General features: G+C 47.9%; 18 protein-coding genes, 1 pseudogene and 1 riboswitch. Of the genes and pseudogenes, 7 read left to right on the forward strand and 12 right to left on the reverse strand.

Annotated elements, in window-relative coordinates; genetic code table 11:
* Positions 1–172: 172 nt before the first annotated feature.
* The 3 genes from AUL54_RS14295 (at position 173) to AUL54_RS14305 (ending at position 6027) form a co-directional block, all read left to right on the forward strand.
* A complete protein-coding gene (locus AUL54_RS14295; RefSeq protein WP_060964277.1) occupies positions 173–1981 on the forward strand; it encodes an assimilatory sulfite reductase (NADPH) flavoprotein subunit in 1809 nt (602 codons plus the stop codon).
* Positions 1982–2008: 27 nt separating this feature from the next.
* Complete coding sequence (gene cysI / locus AUL54_RS14300) at positions 2009–3724, forward strand: assimilatory sulfite reductase (NADPH) hemoprotein subunit (RefSeq protein WP_060964278.1); 1716 nt, start codon at positions 2009–2011, stop codon at positions 3722–3724.
* A 287-nt stretch (positions 3725–4011) separates the two neighbouring features.
* Positions 4012–6027: a Na+/H+ antiporter gene (locus AUL54_RS14305; RefSeq protein WP_060964279.1), complete on the forward strand. Its 2016-nt coding sequence runs from the start codon at positions 4012–4014 to the stop codon at positions 6025–6027.
* Between the two features lie 41 nt (positions 6028–6068).
* Here the strand turns inward: AUL54_RS14305 and AUL54_RS14310 are convergent.
* Positions 6069–6552, reverse strand: a pseudogene (locus tag AUL54_RS14310) (stress protein).
* Positions 6553–6773: 221 nt separating this feature from the next.
* Here AUL54_RS14310 and AUL54_RS14315 point away from each other — a divergent pair.
* The gene (locus AUL54_RS14315; RefSeq protein ID WP_007410023.1) at positions 6774–7604 is read left to right on the forward strand and encodes an aldo/keto reductase; all 831 of its coding nucleotides are present in this window, start codon (positions 6774–6776) and stop codon (positions 7602–7604) included.
* 33 nt (positions 7605–7637) lie between these two features.
* Here the strand turns inward: AUL54_RS14315 and AUL54_RS14320 are convergent, their stop codons facing one another.
* The 7 genes from AUL54_RS14320 to modA form a co-directional block, all read right to left on the reverse strand.
* Positions 7638–8783, reverse strand: coding sequence for an ABC transporter permease (locus AUL54_RS14320; protein WP_060964280.1), 1146 nt, complete (start codon positions 8781–8783; stop codon positions 7638–7640).
* Position 8784: 1 nt separating this feature from the next.
* Positions 8785–9879, reverse strand: a complete 1095-nt coding sequence (locus tag AUL54_RS14325; protein ID WP_060964281.1) for an ABC transporter permease — start codon at positions 9877–9879, stop codon at positions 8785–8787.
* A 23-nt stretch (positions 9880–9902) separates the two neighbouring features.
* A complete protein-coding gene (locus tag AUL54_RS14330) occupies positions 9903–10838 on the reverse strand; it encodes an ABC transporter ATP-binding protein (protein ID WP_060964282.1) in 936 nt (311 codons plus the stop codon).
* A 119-nt stretch (positions 10839–10957) separates the two neighbouring features.
* Complete coding sequence (locus tag AUL54_RS14335; RefSeq protein WP_082761641.1) at positions 10958–12070, reverse strand: sensor histidine kinase; 1113 nt, start codon at positions 12068–12070, stop codon at positions 10958–10960.
* Positions 12067–12714 (reverse strand): response regulator transcription factor, encoded by a 648-nt coding sequence (locus tag AUL54_RS14340; RefSeq protein ID WP_060964283.1) that lies wholly within the window; start codon positions 12712–12714, stop codon positions 12067–12069. Before AUL54_RS14340 ends, AUL54_RS14335 begins: the two co-directional genes overlap by 4 nt.
* 91 nt (positions 12715–12805) lie before the next feature.
* Entirely contained in the window at positions 12806–13489 is a 684-nt protein-coding gene (modB, locus tag AUL54_RS14345; protein WP_060964284.1) for a molybdate ABC transporter permease subunit, read from the reverse strand.
* Positions 13470–14267: a molybdate ABC transporter substrate-binding protein gene (modA, locus tag AUL54_RS14350; protein ID WP_060964285.1), complete on the reverse strand. Its 798-nt coding sequence runs from the start codon at positions 14265–14267 to the stop codon at positions 13470–13472. Before modA ends, modB begins: the two co-directional genes overlap by 20 nt.
* Positions 14268–14384: 117 nt before the next feature.
* Here modA and AUL54_RS14355 point away from each other — a divergent pair, with 117 nt between their 5' ends.
* Complete coding sequence (locus AUL54_RS14355; protein ID WP_060964286.1) at positions 14385–15311, forward strand: substrate-binding domain-containing protein; 927 nt, start codon at positions 14385–14387, stop codon at positions 15309–15311.
* A gap of 28 nt (positions 15312–15339) precedes the next feature.
* Here the strand turns inward: AUL54_RS14355 and AUL54_RS14360 are convergent, their stop codons facing one another.
* Both AUL54_RS14360 and AUL54_RS14365 read right to left on the reverse strand, forming a co-directional pair.
* Positions 15340–17196: an LTA synthase family protein gene (locus AUL54_RS14360; protein WP_060964287.1), complete on the reverse strand. Its 1857-nt coding sequence runs from the start codon at positions 17194–17196 to the stop codon at positions 15340–15342.
* A 42-nt stretch (positions 17197–17238) separates the two neighbouring features.
* Positions 17239–17721, reverse strand: coding sequence for a metal-dependent hydrolase (locus AUL54_RS14365; RefSeq protein WP_060964288.1), 483 nt, complete (start codon positions 17719–17721; stop codon positions 17239–17241).
* Between the two features lie 182 nt (positions 17722–17903).
* Here AUL54_RS14365 and sspJ point away from each other — a divergent pair, with 182 nt between their 5' ends.
* Both sspJ and AUL54_RS14375 read left to right on the forward strand, forming a co-directional pair.
* Positions 17904–18044, forward strand: coding sequence for a small acid-soluble spore protein SspJ (sspJ, locus tag AUL54_RS14370; RefSeq protein ID WP_007410034.1), 141 nt, complete (start codon positions 17904–17906; stop codon positions 18042–18044).
* A gap of 122 nt (positions 18045–18166) precedes the next feature.
* Positions 18167–18348: riboswitch (Lysine riboswitch) on the forward strand.
* A gap of 108 nt (positions 18349–18456) precedes the next feature.
* Entirely contained in the window at positions 18457–19869 is a 1413-nt protein-coding gene (locus AUL54_RS14375; RefSeq protein ID WP_060964289.1) for an amino acid permease, read from the forward strand.
* A gap of 48 nt (positions 19870–19917) precedes the next feature.
* Here the strand turns inward: AUL54_RS14375 and AUL54_RS14380 are convergent, their stop codons facing one another.
* Entirely contained in the window at positions 19918–20832 is a 915-nt protein-coding gene (locus AUL54_RS14380) for a class I SAM-dependent methyltransferase (RefSeq protein ID WP_060964290.1), read from the reverse strand.
* A 146-nt stretch (positions 20833–20978) separates the two neighbouring features.
* Entirely contained in the window at positions 20979–21917 is a 939-nt protein-coding gene (locus AUL54_RS14385; protein ID WP_060964291.1) for an iron-hydroxamate ABC transporter substrate-binding protein, read from the reverse strand.
* Between the last annotated feature and the right edge of the window lie 120 nt (positions 21918–22037).

The following is a 22037-nucleotide window of genomic DNA, read 5'->3' on the forward strand; positions in this document are numbered from 1 at the left end:
CTTTGCCCAAGTGCAAAGGGCTTTTAATCATTAGTAATCTTAATCATTATCATCATGATTATATATTTTACTTACACACAAACTTTCGGTAAAGTTTCAATTAGAATATTATTTTGACAATTCCTATAGAAATAACGTACGTTACGTTTAATTCCTTGTGAGGTGGATATCGTTGCAACTTCAGGTCATGAACAGTCCGTTTAATCAGGAGCAGGCAGAGCTCCTTAACCGCCTTCTGCCGACCTTGACAGAATCACAGAAAATCTGGCTGAGCGGTTATTTGGCTGCGGCCCGGTCCGAGTCCGGTGAAGCAGCCGCACCCGCTCCCCAGGCTGCGGCAGAAAGCCCGGCAGTCTCGAAAGAAGTGACCGTATTATACGGATCGCAAACGGGAAATGCGGAGGGTCTTGCGAAACAGACGGTAAAGACGCTTGAGGAACGGGGATTCCAAGTCACCGTCGCGTCGATGAACGATTTTAAGCCGAATAATCTGAAAAAAATAAACAATTTACTGATCGTGGTGAGCACGCACGGAGAAGGCGATCCGCCGGATAACGCGCTGGCTTTTCATGAATTTCTTCACGGCAGACGCGCGCCGAAGCTTGAAGCGCTCCGTTTTTCCGTTTTGGCGCTCGGGGACAGCTCGTATGAATTTTTCTGCCAGACCGGCAAAGAGTTCGACGAGCGTCTTAAAGAGCTCGGCGGCACGCAGCTTGCGCCCCGGGTTGATTGCGATCTTGATTATGATGAACCGTTCTCAGAATGGCTTGATGCGGTTATCGGCGGCCTGAACGAAGGAGCGGGAAACCAAACGGCTGAAGCTCCTGCCGAGACGCCGGCTTTCGGTGAATCCGTTTATTCCAGAACGAACCCGTTTCGGGCGGAGGTTCTTGAGAACATCAATCTGAACGGGCGCGGTTCGAATAAAGAAACACGCCATCTGGAGCTTTCGCTTGAAGGATCGGGTCTCGCGTATCAGCCCGGGGACAGCCTCGGCATCTATCCGGAAAATGATCCGGCGCTTGTGGATGAGCTGATCAATGAGCTGAAATGGGACCCACAACAGGAAGTGGCGGTGAATAAGCAAGGAGAGACCCGTCCGCTGAAAGACGCGCTTACTTCTCATTTTGAAATTACAGTGTTAACAAAACCGCTCTTGCAAAAGGCCGCGCAGTTTACGACTGACAAAAAGCTGAGTGAACTTCTGGCCGAAGGAAATGAAGAGCAGGTGAAAGCATACATCAACGGCCGTGACCTGCTTGATCTCGTCCGGGATTTCGGTCCGTGGGAAGTGTCCGCGGAAGACTTTCTTTCTATCCTGCGTAAAATGCCGGCCCGGCTCTATTCGATCGCAAGCAGTTTAGAAGCGAATCCGGAAGAAGTGCATCTGACCATCGGAGCGGTCAGATATGACGCGCACGGCAGAGAACGAAAAGGCGTCTGCAGCATTCTGTGTGCGGAAAGACTCCAGCCGGGAGATACGCTTCCGATTTACATTCAGCACAACCAAAACTTCAAGCTGCCGGAAAACCCGGATACACCGATCATCATGGTCGGACCGGGGACAGGCATCGCGCCGTTCCGTTCCTTTATGCAGGAGCGTGAAGAAACCGGAGCTGAAGGGAAAACATGGCTGTTTTTCGGAGATCAGCACTTTGTCACTGATTTTCTGTATCAGACGGAATGGCAAAAATGGCTGCAAAACGGTGTACTTACAAAAATGGACGTCGCTTTTTCCCGGGATTCGGAGGAAAAAGTATATGTGCAGCACCGTATGAAAGAACAAAGCAAAGAGCTGTATGAATGGCTGCAGCAGGGAGCCGCCGTATACATCTGCGGTGATGAACAGCATATGGCGCATGACGTGCACCAGGCGCTTCTCGATATCATTCAGGAGGAAGGCGGCATGAGCCGTGAAAAAGCGGCAAGCTTCCTGGCAGACATGCAGCAGAAAAAACGCTATCAGCGTGACGTATATTGATTTTGGTTTGAAAGGAGCTTATTCAGCATGGTGAACAACATTTTAAAAGCGCCGGAAGGCCCTCCAAGTGATGTTGAGGAAATTAAAGAAAAAAGTGATTATTTGCGCGGTACATTGAAAGAAGTCATGCTTGACCGGATTTCAGCCGGCATCCCGGACGATGACAACCGGCTGATGAAGCATCACGGCAGCTACCTGCAGGATGACCGCGATCTCCGCAACGAACGTCAGAAACAAAAGCTTGAACCGGCTTATCAATTCATGCTGCGCGTCCGGATGCCAGGCGGCGTGTCAACTCCGAAACAATGGCTTGTCATGGATGAACTGGCGCAAAAATACGGAAACAATACATTAAAGCTGACAACGCGCGAAACGTTCCAAATGCACGGGATTTTAAAATGGAACATGAAAAAAACGATTCAGAAAATCAATGCGGCGCTGCTTGATACCATTGCGGCCTGCGGAGATGTCAACCGAAACGTCATGTGCGCTTCAAATCCGTATCAGTCTGAAATCCATGCGGAAGTGTACGAATGGTCGAAAAAACTGAGTGACGACCTTCTTCCGCGCACGAGAGCCTATCATGAAATCTGGCTTGATGAGGAACGGGTGGCGGGCACTCCTGATACGGAAACGGAACCGATGTACGGGCCGCTGTATTTGCCGCGGAAATTCAAAATCGGAATCGCCGTGCCTCCGTCCAATGATATCGATGTCTTTTCTCAAGATCTCGGCTTCATTGCCATTGTAGAAGAAGGCAGACTTATCGGATTCAACGTGGCAATCGGCGGCGGTATGGGAATGACGCACGGTGATACGGCCACTTATCCGCAGCTTTCAAAAGTCATCGGCTTCTGCAAACCGGAGCAGCTGTATGATGTAGCGGAAAAAACCATTACGATTCAGCGTGATTACGGAAATCGTTCCGTCAGAAAGAATGCCAGATTTAAATATACTGTTGACCGTCTCGGTCTGGAAAATGTAAAAGCAGAGCTGGAGAACCGCCTCGGCTGGCAGCTGGATGAGGCGAAACCTTATCATTTTGACCATAACGGCGACCGTTACGGATGGGTGAAAGGCGTAAAAGGAAAATGGCATTTTACGATGTTTATCGAAGGCGGCCGTGTCACGGACTATGAGGATTATAAGCTGATGACGGGATTACGTGAAATCGCCAAAGTCCATACGGGAGATTTCCGTCTCACCTCTAATCAAAACCTGATTATCGGCAATGTGACGAGCGAGAAAAAGAATCAAATCAGCGCATTAATCGAACAATACGGTCTGACAGACGGCCGGCAGCATTCCGCCCTGCGCCGCAGTTCAATGGCTTGCGTCGCGCTTCCGACATGCGGGCTCGCGATGGCCGAAGCGGAGCGGTATCTGCCGAAGCTGATTGATAAAATTGAAGCCATTGTTGACGAAAACGGACTGCGGGATGAAGAGATCACCATCCGTATGACTGGCTGCCCGAATGGCTGCGCCCGCCATGCGCTCGGCGAAATCGGATTTATCGGAAAAGCGCCGGGAAAATATAATATGTATTTAGGAGCTGCATTTGACGGCAGCCGCTTAAGCAAAATGTACCGGGAAAATATCGGTGAAGAGGAGATTCTCCGTGAGCTCCGCACCATTCTGCCGCGTTATGCGAAAGAGCGCGAGGAAGGCGAACACTTTGGAGATTTCGTCATCCGTGCGGGCATTATTAAAGCGACGACAGACGGAACGAATTTTCACGAATAAGATGAGCTGCTGAAACAATTTACTAAACAGTAAGAACGCAGCCGTGCGAAAAGCTTGTTTTCATAGAAAACAGGCTTTTTCTTTTTTCGGAAAAAAGTAGCCGAAGGCAAAAAAAGTTCCCCGTGAGCACGTTATGAGAAATTTTAAATAAAAACGGGTAAAATAAAAGAAGAATGGTTGTGTGCGGGAAATATACCGGGCCAGCCCGGGAATTGGCTCCGGCCTTTGACAGGGGCCATGAGAACAGGCAATGATGATTCAATGCAGCAGATGAAGGAGGTCATGCTTTGCACATATTTTTAGTCGTACTCGTACTTTTAACCATCATTGCGATCTCCAATATTATAAATCGGTTTGTCCCCTTTATCCCGGTGCCTCTGATTCAGGTGGCGCTCGGTATCATTGCGGCGTCATTTCCGCAGGGGCTTCATTTTGAACTGAATACCGAATTGTTTTTTGTTTTGTTTATCGCTCCGCTGCTTTTTAACGATGGAAAACGGACGCCGCGTGCGGAACTTTGGAATTTAAGAGCGCCGATTCTGCTTCTCGCACTCGGGCTCGTGTTTGCCACGGTCATTGTCGGCGGTTACACCATTCATTGGATGATTCCGAGCATTCCGCTGGCCGCCGCGTTCGGGCTGGCGGCGATTCTGTCACCGACTGACGTTGTTGCGGTCAGTGCGCTGTCAGGGCGTGTGAAGATGCCAAAAGGCATTCTGCGTCTCCTTGAAGGAGAAGGGCTGATGAATGACGCATCCGGCCTGGTCGCTTTTAAATTTGCGATTGCGGCTGCCGTGACGGGCGCATTTTCGCTGGCGCAGGCCGCGTTCAGCTTTGTTTTGATTTCAGCCGGCGGTTTACTCAGCGGTGTCGTCATTTCTTTTTTGATTATCCGTTTCCGGCTGTTTTTGCGCCGCCTCGGCATGCAGGATGTCACGATGCATATGCTGATTCAAATTCTGACGCCGTTTGTCATTTATCTGGCGGCTGAAGAAATCGGCGTTTCCGGCATTTTAGCGGTTGTGGCCGGCGGCATCACGCATGCGGTGGAGCAGGATCGTCTTGAATCAACGATGGTCAAACTGCAAATCGTCTCTTCAAGTACGTGGAATATTATTTTGTTCATTCTTAACGGTCTTGTTTTCGTCATATTAGGAACGCAAATACCGGATGTGGTTTCTGTTATTTTTAATGATACCGCGTTTAACAATATGATGGTTATCGGGTACATTATCGTCATTACGCTGACGTTAATGATTCTCAGATTTTTGTGGGTGCTGTTTTTTTGGAACGGCAAGTGGTTTTTTAACAAGGATCAGAGCATTTATAAGCCAGGCCTGCGCTCCACACTGCTGATTTCAGTTTCAGGCGTCAGGGGAGCGGTCACGCTTGCGGGTTCCTTTTCCATTCCGTACGTGCTCTCCGACGGCTCGCCGTTTCCTGAACGGAATTTGATTCTCTTTTTAGCCGCAGGCGTTATTTTGTGCACATTGGTGCTGGCGACAATCGTACTGCCGATTCTGACAGATAAGCCGGAAGACAATGCGAAAGAGAAGAAAGTCAAATTGCTGACAGCGAGACGGAAGCTGATAAAGGCTGCTTTATCGGCCATCAAAGAAAATATGAATGAGACTAACAAAACGGCTTCTTTTGCGGTCATTGCCGAATACAATGAGAAAATGAAAAATCTCAGGTTTCAGCAGTTTACCGTAAAAAACCGCACGAAAAAAGATGAGCGGAAAGTCCGCGCCCAAGGGATACAGGCTGAACAGGAAGAACTGCTCCGGCTGATTGAGCGGGGCGACATCCCGGAAGAAACGGCTGACAGCCTCCAGGAACGGTTTGATGAACTGGAAGTGCTGTATACGAATCCGTTTAAAGTCGGCTTATCTAAGAAAAAGCTGAAACGCCTGATGTACTGGATCTTTTTCGGTGAACAAAAAAAGCCGGAAATGTCGATTTTAAATGAAGAAGGCCTCATTCGCGCCACAAGGGTTAAAACGGCAAAAGCGGCGATTGAAAGCCTGAAAAAACACATGACCGAAGAAAATAAAGATGTGACGCTTGCCGTCATTTCCTTTTACAATCACCTGATTTTCAGGCTGGGGCACTCGTATCACGAACAGAATCCGAGCCGCCGTTTTGAAAATCAAAAACTTGAGATCAAACTGCGGGCCGTGCAGGCCATCCGCAATGAAATCCAAACATTATTCGAAGAGCGGGAAATCTCCCGCGACATGTCACATGAGCTTCGCCAATACATCAATGATGTGGAAGCGGCGATGCTTGACGGAGATGAATAAATGAAAAAAAGTCCGGCATCTGTGTGCCGGACTTTTTTACATTACGGACGATGGAATTCGACATGATCGCCGTCACGGTCAAACCAGCCTCTGAAGGCCCAGTTGATCCAGCCGCCATCGCCTTTGTTGGTGAAGCTTCCGTCTTCAAACACCCAAATGCCGTATGTGATGCCGTCATAAACGGCGGAACCGTAAAACTGAACGCCGTTAAAATGATCTTCATATTCCTGGCTTAAAAAACACCATGACATTATATTTTTGTCCTGAAGCGTAGAATGAAGATTCCATTAAGTTTTTGACGAAGCCGTCTCGGTTTTGCGCCGACTTAATCGCGTCAGCAATCGAATTGCCGATGCCGAGCAGGTCAACATCAATGTTTAAACCGACATCTTTTGCAGAGACATCTGACTTTTGCTGTGCCATGTTTTGAGGGACCGGGTTTTCTTTTGCGGATACAAAGGACAGAGGAGTCAGGGACAAAGCGGCGCCAAGGGCAACGGACATTGGGATACGTATACGTTTCATCGTATTTCCTCCTTCGATTGTTTGGTGGCTACATTAGCGATTTACCCGGTCAGTTACCGGGCTAACCGGATTTTTTGAAAAATAGGAAAATAATAACGCTAGTGGTACCGGAGTACTAAAGATGGTTTCTGTTATAACGATGAGCGTATAATTGGTTTCATACGGCGTAAATGTGAGATAATAATAACCGTTTACATAATGACTAGAAAGGATGGTTCAACGTGGCAAAAAGCTTAAAAGATACTGTAAAGCTTCATAATGGCGTTGAAATGCCGTGGTTCGGCCTTGGCGTATTTAAGGTGGAAAACGGAAGCGTAGCGGCGGACTCTGTCGAAGCGGCAATCAGAAATGGCTACCGCAGCATTGATACGGCGGCAATTTATAAAAATGAAGAGGGCGTCGGCGAAGGCATCAGAGCTGCGGGCGTTGCCAGAGAAGAGCTGTTCATCACGTCAAAAGTGTGGAATGAAGATCAAGGATACGAAACGACACTTGACGCGTTTGAGAAAAGCCTTGAGCGCCTCGGCCTCGATTACCTCGACCTATACCTGATTCATTGGCCGGGCAAGGATAAATATAAAGACACATGGCGCGCTCTTGAAAAGCTGTACAAAGACGGCAAAATCCGCGCGATCGGCGTCAGCAACTTCCAAGTGCATCACTTAGAAGAACTGCTGAAAGATGCTGAGATCAAGCCGATGGTCAACCAAATAGAATTCCACCCGCGCCTGACTCAAAAAGAAGTAAGAGATTTCTGCAAAGCGCAGGGCATTCAAGTGGAAGCATGGTCTCCATTGATGCAGGGACAGCTCTTAGATAACGAAGTGCTGTCACAAATTGCGGAAAAACATAACAAATCGGTCGCTCAAGTGATTTTGCGCTGGGATCTTCAAAACGAAGTCGTTACCATTCCGAAATCCATTAAAGAGCACCGCATCATAGAAAATGCCGATATTTTTGATTTCGAACTGTCACAGGAAGAAATGGAAAAGATCAGCGCATTGAACAAAGATGAGCGTGTCGGCCCGAACCCGGACGAGCTTCTGTTCTAAGAAAAAAACAGCCCTTTACGGGGCTGTTTTTCTTTACATAAATGTCTGTGTCTGACGTTTTACGCTGAACCTGTATGCGGCTATTAATAACAGGGCGGCGGCGAAGGCTCCCAAAATGATGATGTTCAGCGTCAGGCTTTGGAGCGTGCGGCCGTGCTGCAATTGATCCACCGTATCAAGCACCCAGCGCTGAGGCAGAAATTCGGCGATTGTCTGCACTGTTTTCGGCATAATATTGCCCGGAAAAAAGCAGCCGGCGAGCAAGCATGTCGGCACAACGATCAAATTCAAAAGCGCCGATGCCGAAGCGCTGCTGTTGGAAAAACCGACGGCAATAAAGGCGATACCGATTGCGCTTAATGCAAACAGCATCATCAGGATGAACAGCTGCCACAGCGGGAATGACGGATGAATATGAAAAGCGGCGCCCATAAAGAGAACGGCGAATAGAATTTGGACGGCCATGATAATGATATTCACCGCTGCGTTTGCCAGTACATATTGCTTTGATGTGATCGGCGTTGACAGAAGCCTGTAGTACGTCCTGTTTTCCCGCTCTTTAATCATCAGTTCCGTCAGGTTGCCGGCGGAATAGAGCATAATGATAATGAGATACCCGATGACTGAGTAAGTCATTTCTTTATGGTTCGATGTATCTTGTAAAACAGCGGACTCCGTTTGAATCGGAGAATGCTTGAAATCGGCGTACATCGCCTGAAAGGCCTTTGCGTCCCCGCCGGAAGATTTGCCGATTGAGGCGGCGCTGTTCATATAATTGTACAAATAAGAGCTGACATATCCGGTGACCTGGGCGCCTTTCAGCGAGGTCATGCCGATGTGAGCCGGTTTCCCGTCTTTTACGCTTTGGGAGAAGCCTTTTTCAAACGTAATGAGCGCCTCCATTTTTCCTGAAGCGATCTTGGATGTGGCGGACGCAGCCGTTTCCTCCGAAATCTTCACATGATCCAGTCCTTTTAAAAACGTGACCGTATCCTGTGCCACTTCTCCGCCGTCCTGATTGAGAATGCCGATATTGAGCGTTTCGGCTCCGCCGTTGGCATTGGTCATGAAGGAGAGGAAGACGCCGATCAGCGGAGCCCCGATATAAAGAATAAGCTGTTTTTTGCTTTTTGTAATCCCTTTGAGAGTGTGTGCAAACAGCCACCAGAAGTTTTTCATATTACAATCCCTCCCGTCTTTGAAACGTAAATGCGGCGATCAGCAAAAAGAGTGCCGCCAATGCTGTATTTAAACCGAGTGCAGGCCATGCCGCTGATACATCATTTGCGTAAATGATGTTGTTAATCGCCTTATTGATCCATGATAAGGGCGACAGGACGGAAATTCCTCCGCCTTCATATTTGTAATAGGCGCCGCCGATAATGGACATCACCTGAACGATGATGACGGTGATTAATCTGGCGCTTTCGGGTTTTCTGGTCAAATAGCTCAGGCTGAGCCCGAAGCTGACGGCCAAAAGAATTTCAGAAACGAGAATCAGAAGCACAAGGCCCATGTGGCTGCCCCAATTCGCTTTTAAGATAAATTTGCTGAAGGCGACAACGGCAAGAATCGTCAGAACATTCACAGCCAAAATGCCGAGCATCTTTCCGAGAAAGATATCGCTTTTTCGGAGCGGAGCGGCAATCAGGCGATCGGCTGTGTGCCGTATTCTTTCCCCGCGGAACAAGGTGCTTGCAAAAATCGAGGCGTACAGCCCGATCATCGTCGTCATGGACACCGCGTAAAAATCTTTCGCTTTCGGTTCCTTCGCTTTGTTTAAAGACGTCTGCTTCATATAATCGCTTTTTATTTGTCCGGCGACCGGTGCCTTATGCGCCTTGTATGCGGCGGCGCCTGCTTTGTATTGGTTGGTAAAAGCGGTCAGCATGCCTTGGACGATCGTGCCGTTCATGCCGCTCCGGTCATTTGTATAAACTTGAAAACCGCTGTTTTTGACAGTGACGAAAGCATCCGCCTGATTTTCACGAACGTCGTTTTTGCCTTTTGCCTCCGTGTCCGCTTTGTGAAAATAGACATGCTCTTTTTTTGCGGCTTTCATAAACTCAGTAAAATGATGAGAAAGCGGTCCGTTTGACTGGTCCGTATATTCGACCTTGATGTGTCCGACCGTCACCTCTGAATCAAAGGCGTTTGATAATGCCGCAGAGAGAATCATCATAAAGACGATCGGAAAAGCAAGCATGAAAATAAAGGTCCGTCTGTCACGGAAACTGATTTTGATTTCTTTCCCGGCGATGTGCAGAATATTCATTTGCAATCCTCCTTTCAGTTGAGTCAGTCGCGCAGGCTTCTGCCTGTCAGAGTGAGAAATACCGTTTCTAAGTCAGGGGCCTGTTCCTGTAAAGAGCGGATTTCAATTCCTTTGTCCATGAAGTACCGGATCAATCGGTTTAAATTGTTGACCCCTGTGTCAGAGCTGATTTTCACGCTGTTTTCTTCGAGTGCGGCGGCTCTGACGCCGGGAAGATCCTGAATATCGCCGAGGCTGATACCGTTTCCGGATGACAGCTCAATCACGACGTCCTTTGTGTCGGTAATAATGGAAGTCAGCTGTTCCTTTGTGCCTTCTGCGATGACTTTCCCGTGGTCAATGATGGCGATGCGCGTGCATATTTCTTCAACTTCCTCCATGTAGTGGCTCGTGTAGATGATCGTGCAGCCCATTTCATTCAGCTTTTTCACTGATTGCAGAATATAATTTCTTGATTGCGGGTCAATGCCGACCGTCGGTTCATCCATGATGATCAATTTCGGCCGGTGGGCAAGGGCGCAGGCAATATTGAGCCGGCGTTTCATTCCGCCGGAAAAATGCTTCGGAAGATATTTATGTTTATCGCTCAAGCCGACGAATGTCAGGGCTTCCTCGACCCGTTCTTTCAAAACTGCTCCTCTCAGCCCGTACAGCCCGGCGAAGAACTTCACATTTTCATAGGCGTTTAATTCTTCGTAAATGGCGAGATCCTGCGGGACGATGCCGATATTCATTTTCACGGCTTTGCTGTGTTTGAAAATATCTTTTCCGAGAAACAGAATGTCTCCGTCAGAAGGTTTTAAAAGGCCTGAGATCATGTTGATGGCCGTGCTTTTTCCGGCTCCGTTTGCGCCGAGAAACCCGAAAATCTCACCTTCTTTTACAGCAAGCGACATTTGGTCAACGGCGGCATAATCGCCGAATTTCTTACTCAGCTGTTTGAGCTCCAAAATGTTCATGTTTCCACCTCTATGTCTTATGATGCTCTAATTATAAAAAAAAGAATGAACGGCCGTTAGTGCAGCTGTTCATTCCTTTGACGTGAGAATCTTCATATTTTTCACATGAAAATATTCACTTATTCAACCGGAAGCAATGTCGTGACGGAAAAACCGGCCGTGCCGTCAAAAATAACGGTTCCGTGCAAGACGGCCGCCCGTTCTTCCATACCGAGCATGCCGAGGCCTTTTTTAAAGCGGACGGCGCCGTTTCCGTTATCTTTGACTTCCGCTTTCACGGCTTTGTTCAGCACATGGATATCAATGAAAATCTGCGTGGCATCGGCGTATTTCATTGCATTGGTCAAGGCTTCGGTTACGTTTTCCTGAATGACTCTCCAATGCATTTGCGTCAGCCTGTCCAAATCGCCTTGATGCGTAAACGGAACCGGCATCCCGTTTTTGGCCGAAAATTCATCAATAAACGTTCTTAATCTGTGAATGCCCATTTGTTCAGCGGGCGGTTTCATATTTTTCAGTGTTATGCGGATATCCTCTATGCCTTCTTTGGAAATGGTAATGGCGTTTTGGAGCAGTTCAGCCGCTTTGTCCGGATGGGAGCCGAGCATCCGTTTCGCCGCTTCCATCTGAATGAGCGCGCCTGTCATGGAATGGCCGATTTTGTCATGGATGGCTTGGGACAATCTGTTTCTTTCTTCGAGTTTGCCGGTATACTCCGATTGTTTGATATATTCTGTGCTGCTGTGCAGCTGTTTCGTCAGTTTTTCAATGCTTGAGCGCATGCTGTCTGACTGCTCTTCATATTTTTTCAGCCGGTCGCTGGACCGGGCGGCCAAAACGAATATCGCCAAGCAGAACAAGGTCATGACGATATAAGTCGGAAGGTCGCCGTACGGGACAAATAAAAACGGCAAAAACACGAGCAGGCAGAACACATAGCGGTGAACCGGATATTCGGCAAGAACGGCAAAAATGGCGGGCGGCAAAAGAAATAGAAACGCCGGATGGCCTAAGGCGGAAAGCCAAGCAGTCAATGCCAGCGCCATGAGGGTGATCCCGCGCCTCCAAGCGGTCGGCCTGATCATGCAGACCGCAATGCCCAGACACAGATAAAGCAGCAGAAACAAGACGGCGTACGGCATGTAAAGGCGGTCGGCCGATACGAACAAAAAGGCCGTATAAAAAATGACGATCAGTCTGCTCATCAGCATCCAAAAATCCAAACCGTTCAACGCTCGTTATCCACCTTCCCGGTGATATAATAAATTGCGATCTGCGTTCTGTGCTCAAGACCGGTTTTCCCTAAAATAGATGAAATATAATTGGCCGTCGTCCCTTCAGAAATGAAAAGCTGTTTTGAAATTTCTCTGTTCGACAGGCCTTTCGCAATAAGCGACATGATGCTGAGCTCTCTTTCAGTAAACTGGCTTTCATCAATCTGATGCGCGGCTTCCGCCGGGCGGGAAAGGCTGTCTTTTATTTTATCCAGCACGGTGTCCTGAAGGATGCTGTGCCCGTTGAAGACGCTTTTGATCGCATCGCGGATCCGTTCCGGCTCGGTATTTTTTAATAAATATCCTTTTGCGCCGTTTTTAATCGCTTCTAAAATATACTCGTCGTCGTCAAATGTCGTCAGGATCATCGGCTTCGTATCTGTTTCCTCCGCGATCCGTTTTGCGGCTTCGACGCCGTTCATCACCGGCATGCGGACGTCCAGCAAGGCGATATCGACGGGATTGTGTTTACAATACTCTGCCGCCTCTAATCCGTTTTCCAGCGTTGCCGATACTGTAAATTCCTCATATGTATGCAAAATGATTTTCATTCCTTCTCTGATGAAAGAATTATCATCCGCGATAATGACATTAATTTTCATAGCCGCACCCTTTGTGTTTTTGTTTCATTATATACCATCCGATTTTAAATCAAAAAGCCTTCCGGCGAAATGTGGTCGGAAGGCGGATCGGTCAAGCCGGTTTTTTCAGTTGGATGAAAAACAGCATCAGAAAAGAAATCATCATAATACAGATCACCCACACCCAGGCGAGTGTTTCATTGCCGGAATCCATGGCGACGTAAATCGCTGTCGGCAGCGTTTGGGTGACGCCCGGGATATTCCCCGCAAACATTAAAGTCGCCCCGAATTCACCGAGCGCCCTTGCGATACTGAGAATGCTTCCGGTCAAAAGGGACGGAAAGGCAAGCGGGACGGAAATGCGGGTGAATACCTGCCACCTGCCGGCTCCGTCTACTTTCGCCGCTCCTTCGATGTCAGAATCAACCGCGGCGAAACCCGTTTTGGCAGACTGATACATAAGCGGGAAGGCGACAATGGCCGAAGCGATCACCGCGGCCCACCACGTGAAAATGACGGGCTGGTGAAAAATCCGCTCAATCGCCCGGCCGATAAAGCTGTGTTTCCCGAAAATGATAATGAGAATGAAGCCGACAACGGTAGGCGGAAGAACGAGCGGGAGCATAAACAGAGTCTCCACAGCCGTTTTTCCGGGAAATCGCGCTTTCGCCATCCAGGCGCCTGCAAGCGTTCCGAGAAGGATGACGGCGATGCCCGAAGCCAAAGCCACCTCAAAAGACAATACGACTGGGGTGAAAAATTCCGAAGCCGTAATGTTACTTGGCAGTAAATCCATATTTCTTAAACACTTTCATCGCTGCATCTGACTGCAGATACTGATAAAACGCTTCTGCTTCTTTACGGTGCTTTGTATCCTTGACGATGCCTAGCGGATACACGATCGGATCGTGCGTTTTCGCCGGTGCTTCATCGGTGATTTTCACCTTTTTCGAAATCAGCGCGTCTGTTTTATAGACAAGCCCGGCATCGACATTTCCGGTTTCAACATAAGAAAGCACCTGGCGGACGTCTTTTGCATAGACGACTTTATCTTTTACCTTGTCCCACAGGGATAATTTAGTCAATGACTGTTTGGCGTATTGTCCGGCCGGAACGGATTCAGGCGTGCCGAGCGCGATTTTTTCCGTGCTGTCTTTTTTCAGGTCATTCAGATGTGTAAGGTGTGCGCTGTTTTTCTCAGGCACGATCATGACCAGATCGTTTTTCAAAAGGTCTGTGCTGTCCTTTTTGTCGATATCGCCGTCATGAACAAGCTTTTCGAATTTATCTTCGGCTGCCGAGAAGAATAAATCAGCTCCCGCGCCTTGGGAAATTTGTTTTTGCAGTGTGCCTGATGATCCGAAGTTGTCTTGAATGGCCACGTTTGAATGTGATTTTTCGTAGTTGGTTTGGATTTCTTCAAGCGCGTCTTGAGCGCTCGCCGCCGCGGAAACGGTCAGTGTTACTTTTTCGTTTTGTCCGCCTTTGGACGATTGTCCGGATGAGCAGCCCGCAGTTGCGAGGAAAACGGCCATAGCCGCAGTTGTGAGTAGTGTCGCTTTCTTTTTCAACATTGTGCACCCCTTATAGCTAAATATCATTAGATCAAACTAATTATAACGCAATTGTACGTAATGGTGCGGTTTTTTTTCAATATCTGAACAGTTATAATAAAAATGGAGCGTGATAATATGACAGAAGCCACTTCCTATACAATAGAAGAAGTTGCGGGCCTTTTGAAGGTCTCAAAACTGACAGTATATGATTTGATAAAAAAAGGACTCATTCCGGCGTACAGGGTCGGAAGACAGATGAGGGTCGATGAAGAAGGCTTAAAACAATATAAAGCAAACATGAGGATGTCTAAAGAGCCATCAGCAGTCAAGGCGGCTGACCCGCCCCGCAGGCCGGAGCCGGAAAAAAGGCAGTCTGTTATCATCAGCGGCCAGGATGTGTCGATGGATCTCCTCAGCAAACAGCTGGAACAAAAAATACAGGCGTCCCCGCTCCGCAAGTACAGCGGCAGCTTAAACAGCCTGATCGAGATGTACCGGGGAGCCTGCGACATCGTCAGTCTGCATCTGTATGATGGGGAGACGGGGGAGTATAACATCCCGTATGTGAAGCGCATTCTTTCAGGAGAGCCGTTTGCGCTCTTTCATGTCGTGCTTCGGCAGGCCGGATTATACGTGAAAAAGGGCAATCCGCTGAACATTCAGGGCTTTCAGGATTTGAGCAGAAAGGATGTCCGTATCGTCAATCGCGAAAAAGGATCAGGCGCGAGGGTGCTGCTGGACGAACAGCTCAGATCATTCGGCATCACGCCGTCTGAGGTTGCCGGCTACCATGACATTGTCACGGATCATTTGTCAGCGGCTTCACAAGTATCAGGCGGAAAAGCGGATGCGGGAATCGGCTCGCAGCATGCGGCGCATATGGCGGGCACGGATTTTATCCCGGTAATCAGTGAGCAGTACGATGTGGTCGTCTTAAAACAAAACCGGGAGCTTGTTCAAAGCGTGCAGGACATTCTCTATTCCGGGGAATTCAAGTCTCAGCTTTCTCAATTATCCGGATATGATACGAAAATGACCGGTCGGCTCATATATGAAACATAAAAAACCCCTCCAATGACGGAGGGATTTTTTATTGTTTGTAAAACCGCAGCAGGTCGCCGTTTAATATTTTATCGGAGAGCATCAGTTCTTGTTCCGCTTTTTCTTTCTCATCGCTGCACGCGCCTATGTCAGAAAGCGGTTCGCCCGTTTTGCGGCTGTAACATGTATTTTTCGTATAAATATGATCATCCGTGATAAAGCTGCCGTTTCTCAGCACAGCAAACGGAGTCCGCTCTTTGGAAAACAGGTCATTGCCGAACTGAATGCTGCCTTTCGTTTCAATGCCGAGCAAGTGAAGCAGCGTCGGTCTTACATCAACCTGTCCCGCGGCGGAAGCGATCGTTTCCGGGTCACGGTCGGTCACCCCGGGAATATGAATGATAAACGGCACGCGCTGGAGCTGAACCGTATCAAACGGCGTGATTTCTTCTTTGCCCAAGAATTCGGCAAGTCCTTTATTGTGGGCTTCGGATATGCCGTAATGATCTCCCATCAGGACGATCATCGCGTTGTCATACAGCCCTTCTTTTTTCAGCTTGTTGAAAAAGTGTTTTAGCGCCTCATCTTCATAGCGGACCGTCGTCACATAACGGTTTAACAAATCACTGCTTGTGTCCGGTTCCTCAATGAGCTGATCCTGTTTATCAATTTCAAAAGGAAAATGGTTGGTCAAAGTCAGCAGGCTTGCGTAAAACGGCTGCGGAAGCTTCTTTAATTTTTCCGCTGACTGTTCGAGAAATTCCTTGTCCTTCAGACCCCAGCCCGTTGAATTTTCCGGTGTCACCTTAAATTCATCCGCGTCGAAAAAACGGTCGATGCCGAATGCCCCGTACATCTCATCCCGGTTCCAAAAGGCTTTATGATTGGCATGCAGAACGGCCGAATAGTACTGATGGTCTTTTAACGTATGGTACAGCGTATTGAACCGGTGGCCGCTTTTGGTGAAAAAAACGGCGCCGCTTGAAGACGGATACAGCGAATTCGCAGTAATGAATTCTGAATCTGAGGTTTTTCCCTGTTCGGTCTGCTGATAAAAGTGAGTGAAGTCATAGCTTTTTTTCCGCAGCTTATTCATAAACGGGGTAATCTCCCGCCCGTTGACCCGTTCATCCATCACAAAACGCTGTGTTGATTCAAGCGTGACAAAAATCACATTACGCCCTTTAGCAAGCCCGAACTTTGCATCGGACGGGCGGCTGTAGTCGGCTTGGGTGTAGTTCGCGACCGCGGCAAGACTGTCTTCGTCGGCAAACGCTTTAGCCCCTGCATTCAGCGTCTGCGAAATGGTGTCATACAAATGAAAGTGGAACAGGCCGATTCCTTTTACGAGCGCTTCACGATCAAAAGGATGCCTGAACAGCTTCGGCTGCTCGGCCTCAGACAGCGCAAGGTTGCACAGCATGAGGCCGGCTGATGCCCACGCATACGCTTTGACGGTCCGGGCGCCCGCTTTTCCCTTACCGGCTTTATGCCTTCCAGATAGGTAAAACAGAACCGCAATATCCGCGAATAAAGCGATGTACAGCGGGTGAAACAGCTCTTGGACGCTGCTTCCCATATCGCCCATATTGCTCGCCTGAAACAAAACCGGTATGGTGATAAAATCAATATAAAACCCGTAAAACACCGTATTCGCGATTAAAATCCCCGTCAGCATCACATTTGCCGAAAGCAGAAAGATCCGCTGCTTCTTTTCCGTCAGCAGCAGGCCGATGCCGAACAGCGGCACAATAAAGCTCAGCGGATTAATGAGAAGCAGACATTCCTCAAGAACCGAATTGTTTTGCAGATCAAAACCAAGCTTGTAAACGGCGTATGTTTTTATCCACATGAATAGGATGGACAGGCATAAAAACCGATGATTGCTGAAAAAGGATTTTTTCATATGTATGACTCCTCACCCTAAAAGCGAAAAGACGCTTTTTGTCTAAGAGATGCGGCCGTGAACCAATTCGTATAAATAATAGCAGGATACAATCGTTAACCCGGCCAGCACAAGCTGCTCCGAAAAGCTCCCCGTCCTCATATAAAGGGGAAGACGGAAGCGGATGGCAGACGGAAACAGCAGTTTAATGCCGTTGACGGTCCATGCGTCAAGCACAAGGTGGCTTGCCATTCCGATCATCAGTCCGGCGGAGATGCTTGGATTCGGGATATAGGCTGCCGTGATGAAAAACATAATAAGCATAAACAGCAGACTGTGTGTAAACGTTCTGTGGCCGAACACCGTGCTTACGATTTTGGACAGAACGGGCAGCGTTCTGCCGATTTTGCTTTTCGTATGGCATATATCGGGAATCAGCGCCCCGAGGGCACCCGCAGAGGTCATAAGGACCGGATCATACCCGTAATAATACGCAATTGCGGAACAAGAAGCGATGCCTCCCATGATGTGTGTTTTTCCTGTCATTTTTCGCTTCTCCTTTTTATTTTTACCAGATCCCCTGAATTACAAATATATCAAGAGAATGCATGTTTGATCAACAAACTTTACCTGTTCCGCCAAAAGGAAGGAGGATCGGATTCCGCATATTCTGCCGCGGAAAAAGACACATTATAGGTGTACCTATATTTGATAAAGAGGTGATACAGATGGCTTTCTTTAACAAAGAAAAAGGCAAAAACAGCGATAAAAACAAAAACGTCATTCAAGGTGCGCTTGAGGACGCCGGTGCAGCTTTGAAAGACGATCCGCTTCAAGAAGCTGTTCAAAAGAAAAAAAACAACCGCTGACTATAAAAAACGGGTAGGGCAAATGCTCTATCCGTTTTCCGTCTAATTTTTCCCTTTGACAGATCTTTTTATCTCTGATAACCTCTGAGTAGAATTGAATGATAAAAATCCTCACTCTTTCTCGGTGAGGTAGAGGTTGCGCTTGATGATGAGTCGCACATGCCAGGCTGATAAGGGGCCGCAAAACATGTGTTAAAGGCATCAGCGCCGAAGTGTAAAGAAAGCCGATCCTTCTTTATGCTGGGACTGTATCTGAATAAGTGCAGGACTGCCGCGTGCTTTTTCGCGGAGGGCTATCCGGAGATCAAGGGTGTGTGTTTCTTTAAGCATGGACTTTTGTTCAGGCTTTTTTTGTGTGTAAATATGGTCTCGGGGTCTGGTCCGTACGAATGAACAACCAGGAGGTACAGGAATGGAACAGACGAAAAAATGGGGTTTTTGGTTATTAACGGCATTTGTCGTAGGAAATATGGTAGGCTCGGGCATCTTTTCCCTTCCGAGCACGCTCGCAAAAATCGCGAGCCCGTTCGGCGCTACATCGGCGTGGCTTTTAACGGGAGCCGGTGTGTTAATGATCGCGCTTGTCTTCGGTCACTTATCCATCCGCAAGCCTGAGCTGACGGCGGGGCCGCAAAGCTATGCGAGAGCGCTGTTCAGTGATCGGAAAAAAGGGAACGCAGCCGGTTTCACGATGGTGTGGGGCTACTGGGTGGCGAGCTGGATCAGCAACGTGGCGATCATCACCAGCCTTGCCGGATATTTAACTTCTTTTTTCCCGATTTTAACGGATAAGCGTGAAATGTTTTCAATCGGCGGTCAGGCGGTTACACTTGGCCAGCTGCTGACGTTTGCCGTATGTACGGTTTTATTGTGGGGCACTCACACGATTCTCGTTTCCAGCATGAACGGTGCGAGTAAATTAAATTTCGTTACGACGTTTTCAAAAGTATTAGGATTTATCTTTTTTATCATTGCAGGTTTGTTTGTGTTTCAAACGTCGTTTTTCGATCATTTTTATTTTCCGGTTCAAACAGGTCCTCACACGGTTGAGGGAATCGGCGGTCAGGTCCACAATGCGGCGATTTCAACATTATGGGCGTTCGTCGGAATTGAATCGGCCGTCATCTTATCCGGGCGCGCCCGTTCGCAGCGCGACGTGAAACGCGCCACCATTACCGGCTTATTGATCGCGCTCAGCATCTATATTATCGTGACATTGATTACGATGGGCGTGCTTCCGCATGGTAAGCTTGTCGGCTCGGAAAAACCGTTTGTTGACGTATTATACGCGATTGTCGGCAATGCGGGAAGCATCATCATGGCGATTTTGGCGATCCTCTGTCTGTTCGGGACGATGCTCGGCTGGATTCTTCTCGGCTCTGAAGTTCCGTATCAAGCCGCGAAATCAGGAGACTTTCCCGCCGCTTTTGCAAAAACGAATAAACAGGGAAGCCCGGTTGTGTCGTTAATCGTCACGAATGTGATGTCACAGATCTTTATCTTTTCGGTTATTTCCCGGACAATCAGTGACGCGTTTACGTTTTTAACAACGGCGGCGACACTCGCTTATCTGATTCCGTATCTCGTATCTGCGTTTTACAGCCTGAAGCTCGTGCTGACGGGTGAAACGTATGACGAAATCAAGGGTTCAAGAGTGAAGGACGGTTTCATCGCCATCCTTGCCTGCATTTATTCTTTTTACGTCATTATTACCGGAACGGCCGATTTAACGACCTTTATTCTCGGTATCGGACTGTTTTTCGTCGGTTTGCTGTTATATCCTTTTGTTTCAAAGAAATTTGCAAACAACAGACAATCCGTATAAAAAAAAGACATCTCACGTCTGTGGGATGTCTTTTTTGGCGTCAGCGGATTACTTTTTGACGGCGTGTATATAATGAATGGTCTCGAATGCGGTTAAATGGTCAGTGCGCCCGCTGAAAAAACGGTCATTGATAACCGCTGGAGATAAATGTTCATAAATAAGCAGGCCTGATGATTCTAACAGCTTTTCAATTTCTTTATAGCTGAAACACGACAGCATCGGTTCCCCGCCTGCCGCAGCCATTTTCACCATGTTCTCCACTCTATTTGACAGTCCTTTTTCTTCAAAGAGCGACTCATCCGCATAATCAAACACGACAGAGCTGCCGGGCGGGACTTCGGCAAATAATTGTGTAAGCAGGCGGGCGAGATGCTCTTTCGTTAGATAGTATGACACACCGAGCAGGCTGAAAAAGGTTTTTCGGCGGGAAAAACCTTCCTGATTCAGTCGGCTGAAAGAAAGCGGAGCCGTAAAGTCCATCGGCGCAAAATGAAGACGGCTCGGGATATCGCGCTCAAGACGTGTTAATCTGTTTAATTTGTCTTCCTGTGAAGCGCGGAGATCCACTTCAAAGATGTCTGTGCCGTTTGTCACCTCGGGATGCCTGAAACAGAAAGTATCCAGCCCTGCGCCGAGGATGACATACTGTTTAACCCCGAGCTTCACTTCATTCAAAAGCACTTCTTCACAATACGCCGCACGGGCTAACGGTGTAGGAGACAGCTGAACTTGAGTCACCCATTTTAAGATGTCATCCGGTTTGCCTTGAAGCTTCCGGGCCATGTCTTTGCTGAAAAATGATATACCTTGAATCAAATGATCGCTGATGTCCGACAGCTCTTTTTCAGATAAAAGATCTTGTGCCAAGAAATCATCAAATATCACCGGTGTGTCGTATTTACTGTGGTACGCCCTTACGAAAGCGGACAGCAGGGAAGTCATACTCGCCTTATTTTCTCTCATATTAAAGATCCTCCGTTATTTACGTCAATCTCCGGCCGGGAGAATCTTATTATACATGTTAATCCAAAAATGTAAATTATAGCATAAATGAATTTTTTTGTCAAGTTTTGTCGTCATAAAAAGCCGCTGTGACAGCGGCTCCCGGGTTACTTTGTTAAGCTTTTTGTGATGTAGTCGAGCTGGCCTTCGAGTGAAATCGGGTCTGAGAAATAGAAGCCGATCGGATCAATGTGATAGACATGGTTTTGCTTGACGGCATCGAGATTCTTCCAGATTGAACTGTCAAGCACGCCTTTGTCGTCACCGCCGGCCTGCCATGGCCCCATAAAGATATAGTCTCCCGCGAAGTCAGGCAGTTTTTCAAGTGAAATGCTGGCGTAGCCCGGCCCTTGATTAATGGCTTTTTCCTTCGTCAGTTTTGTGGCTTTCAGCCCGAGTTTGTCATAAATGATGCTTCCGCCGCGGCCGAAGTCTTTACCGAATACATAGATGTCTTTTCCGTTTGTCTGCATGATGGAGATGGTTTTTGAGCCGACCGCTTTTTGAACTTTTGTTTTAGCGGCAGCGGTTTTCTTATCCCATTCAGCCAGCCATTTGTCTGCTTTATCTTCAGTGCCCGTCATTTTCGCAAACTCTTTGAATTGATCAATGTTGCTGAGCTTGTCATATTTGATGGCGATGGTCGGCGCGATTTTTTCCAGTTTTTCAATATCGGCGTCTTGTGTCGTCCAGACAACGATTAAATCAGGCTTTAAGTCAATGATTTTCTCAACGGACGTGCCGTCGCCGATGTTTGTCACACCGTTTGTTTTCCCTTTGTAATACGGGTTTTTAAATACGTTTTGCGGCGCGCCGACAACATTGATGCCGAGCTGTTTGAAGTCGCCGTAGTAGCCGTCAGCCATGACGACGACACGCTTCGGGTGCTTCGGAATTTTAATATTGCCGTTTTCGGCTTTATAAGTGACGGTTTCTCCTGTTTCAGAAGAGCCTTTCGTGTCTGAAGAATTTCCGCATGCGGCCAAAGCGGCGATGAGCAGCACGGCAATCAGCGCAGCGCCGATTTTCTTGTATGTATGGAACATCTGACATTCCTTCTTTCATAAAAAAAATAGTGATAAAGAGAATCATTATCAGTGTGATTATATCACTGCTTTTATAGAGAAGCACGCTCTTTTTAAAGAAAAACTTTCTATTGTCATATG

It is taken from the genome of Bacillus sp. SDLI1, assembly GCF_001553895.1.
GTDB classification, from domain to species: domain Bacteria; phylum Bacillota; class Bacilli; order Bacillales; family Bacillaceae; genus Bacillus; species Bacillus siamensis.

What these genes read in the sequence shown, in the direction of transcription:
- cysI (WP_060964278.1), top strand. Translation starts at nt 2,009, where the DNA reads ATGGTGAACAACATTTTAAAAGCGCCGGAAGGCCCTCCAAGTGATGTT.
- AUL54_RS14320 (WP_060964280.1), bottom strand. Translation starts at nt 8,783, where the DNA reads ATGAAAAACTTCTGGTGGCTGTTTGCACACACTCTCAAAGGGATTACA.
- AUL54_RS14325 (WP_060964281.1), bottom strand. Translation starts at nt 9,879, where the DNA reads ATGAATATTCTGCACATCGCCGGGAAAGAAATCAAAATCAGTTTCCGT.
- AUL54_RS14330 (WP_060964282.1), bottom strand. Translation starts at nt 10,838, where the DNA reads ATGAACATTTTGGAGCTCAAACAGCTGAGTAAGAAATTCGGCGATTAT.
- AUL54_RS14340 (WP_060964283.1), bottom strand. Translation starts at nt 12,714, where the DNA reads ATGAAAATTAATGTCATTATCGCGGATGATAATTCTTTCATCAGAGAA.
- modB (WP_060964284.1), bottom strand. Translation starts at nt 13,489, where the DNA reads ATGGATTTACTGCCAAGTAACATTACGGCTTCGGAATTTTTCACCCCA.
- modA (WP_060964285.1), bottom strand. Translation starts at nt 14,267, where the DNA reads ATGTTGAAAAAGAAAGCGACACTACTCACAACTGCGGCTATGGCCGTT.
- AUL54_RS14355 (WP_060964286.1), top strand. Translation starts at nt 14,385, where the DNA reads ATGACAGAAGCCACTTCCTATACAATAGAAGAAGTTGCGGGCCTTTTG.
- AUL54_RS14360 (WP_060964287.1), bottom strand. Translation starts at nt 17,196, where the DNA reads ATGAAAAAATCCTTTTTCAGCAATCATCGGTTTTTATGCCTGTCCATC.
- AUL54_RS14365 (WP_060964288.1), bottom strand. Translation starts at nt 17,721, where the DNA reads ATGACAGGAAAAACACACATCATGGGAGGCATCGCTTCTTGTTCCGCA.
- sspJ (WP_007410034.1), top strand. Translation starts at nt 17,904, where the DNA reads ATGGCTTTCTTTAACAAAGAAAAAGGCAAAAACAGCGATAAAAACAAA.
- AUL54_RS14375 (WP_060964289.1), top strand. Translation starts at nt 18,457, where the DNA reads ATGGAACAGACGAAAAAATGGGGTTTTTGGTTATTAACGGCATTTGTC.
- AUL54_RS14380 (WP_060964290.1), bottom strand. Translation starts at nt 20,832, where the DNA reads ATGAGAGAAAATAAGGCGAGTATGACTTCCCTGCTGTCCGCTTTCGTA.
- AUL54_RS14385 (WP_060964291.1), bottom strand. Translation starts at nt 21,917, where the DNA reads ATGTTCCATACATACAAGAAAATCGGCGCTGCGCTGATTGCCGTGCTG.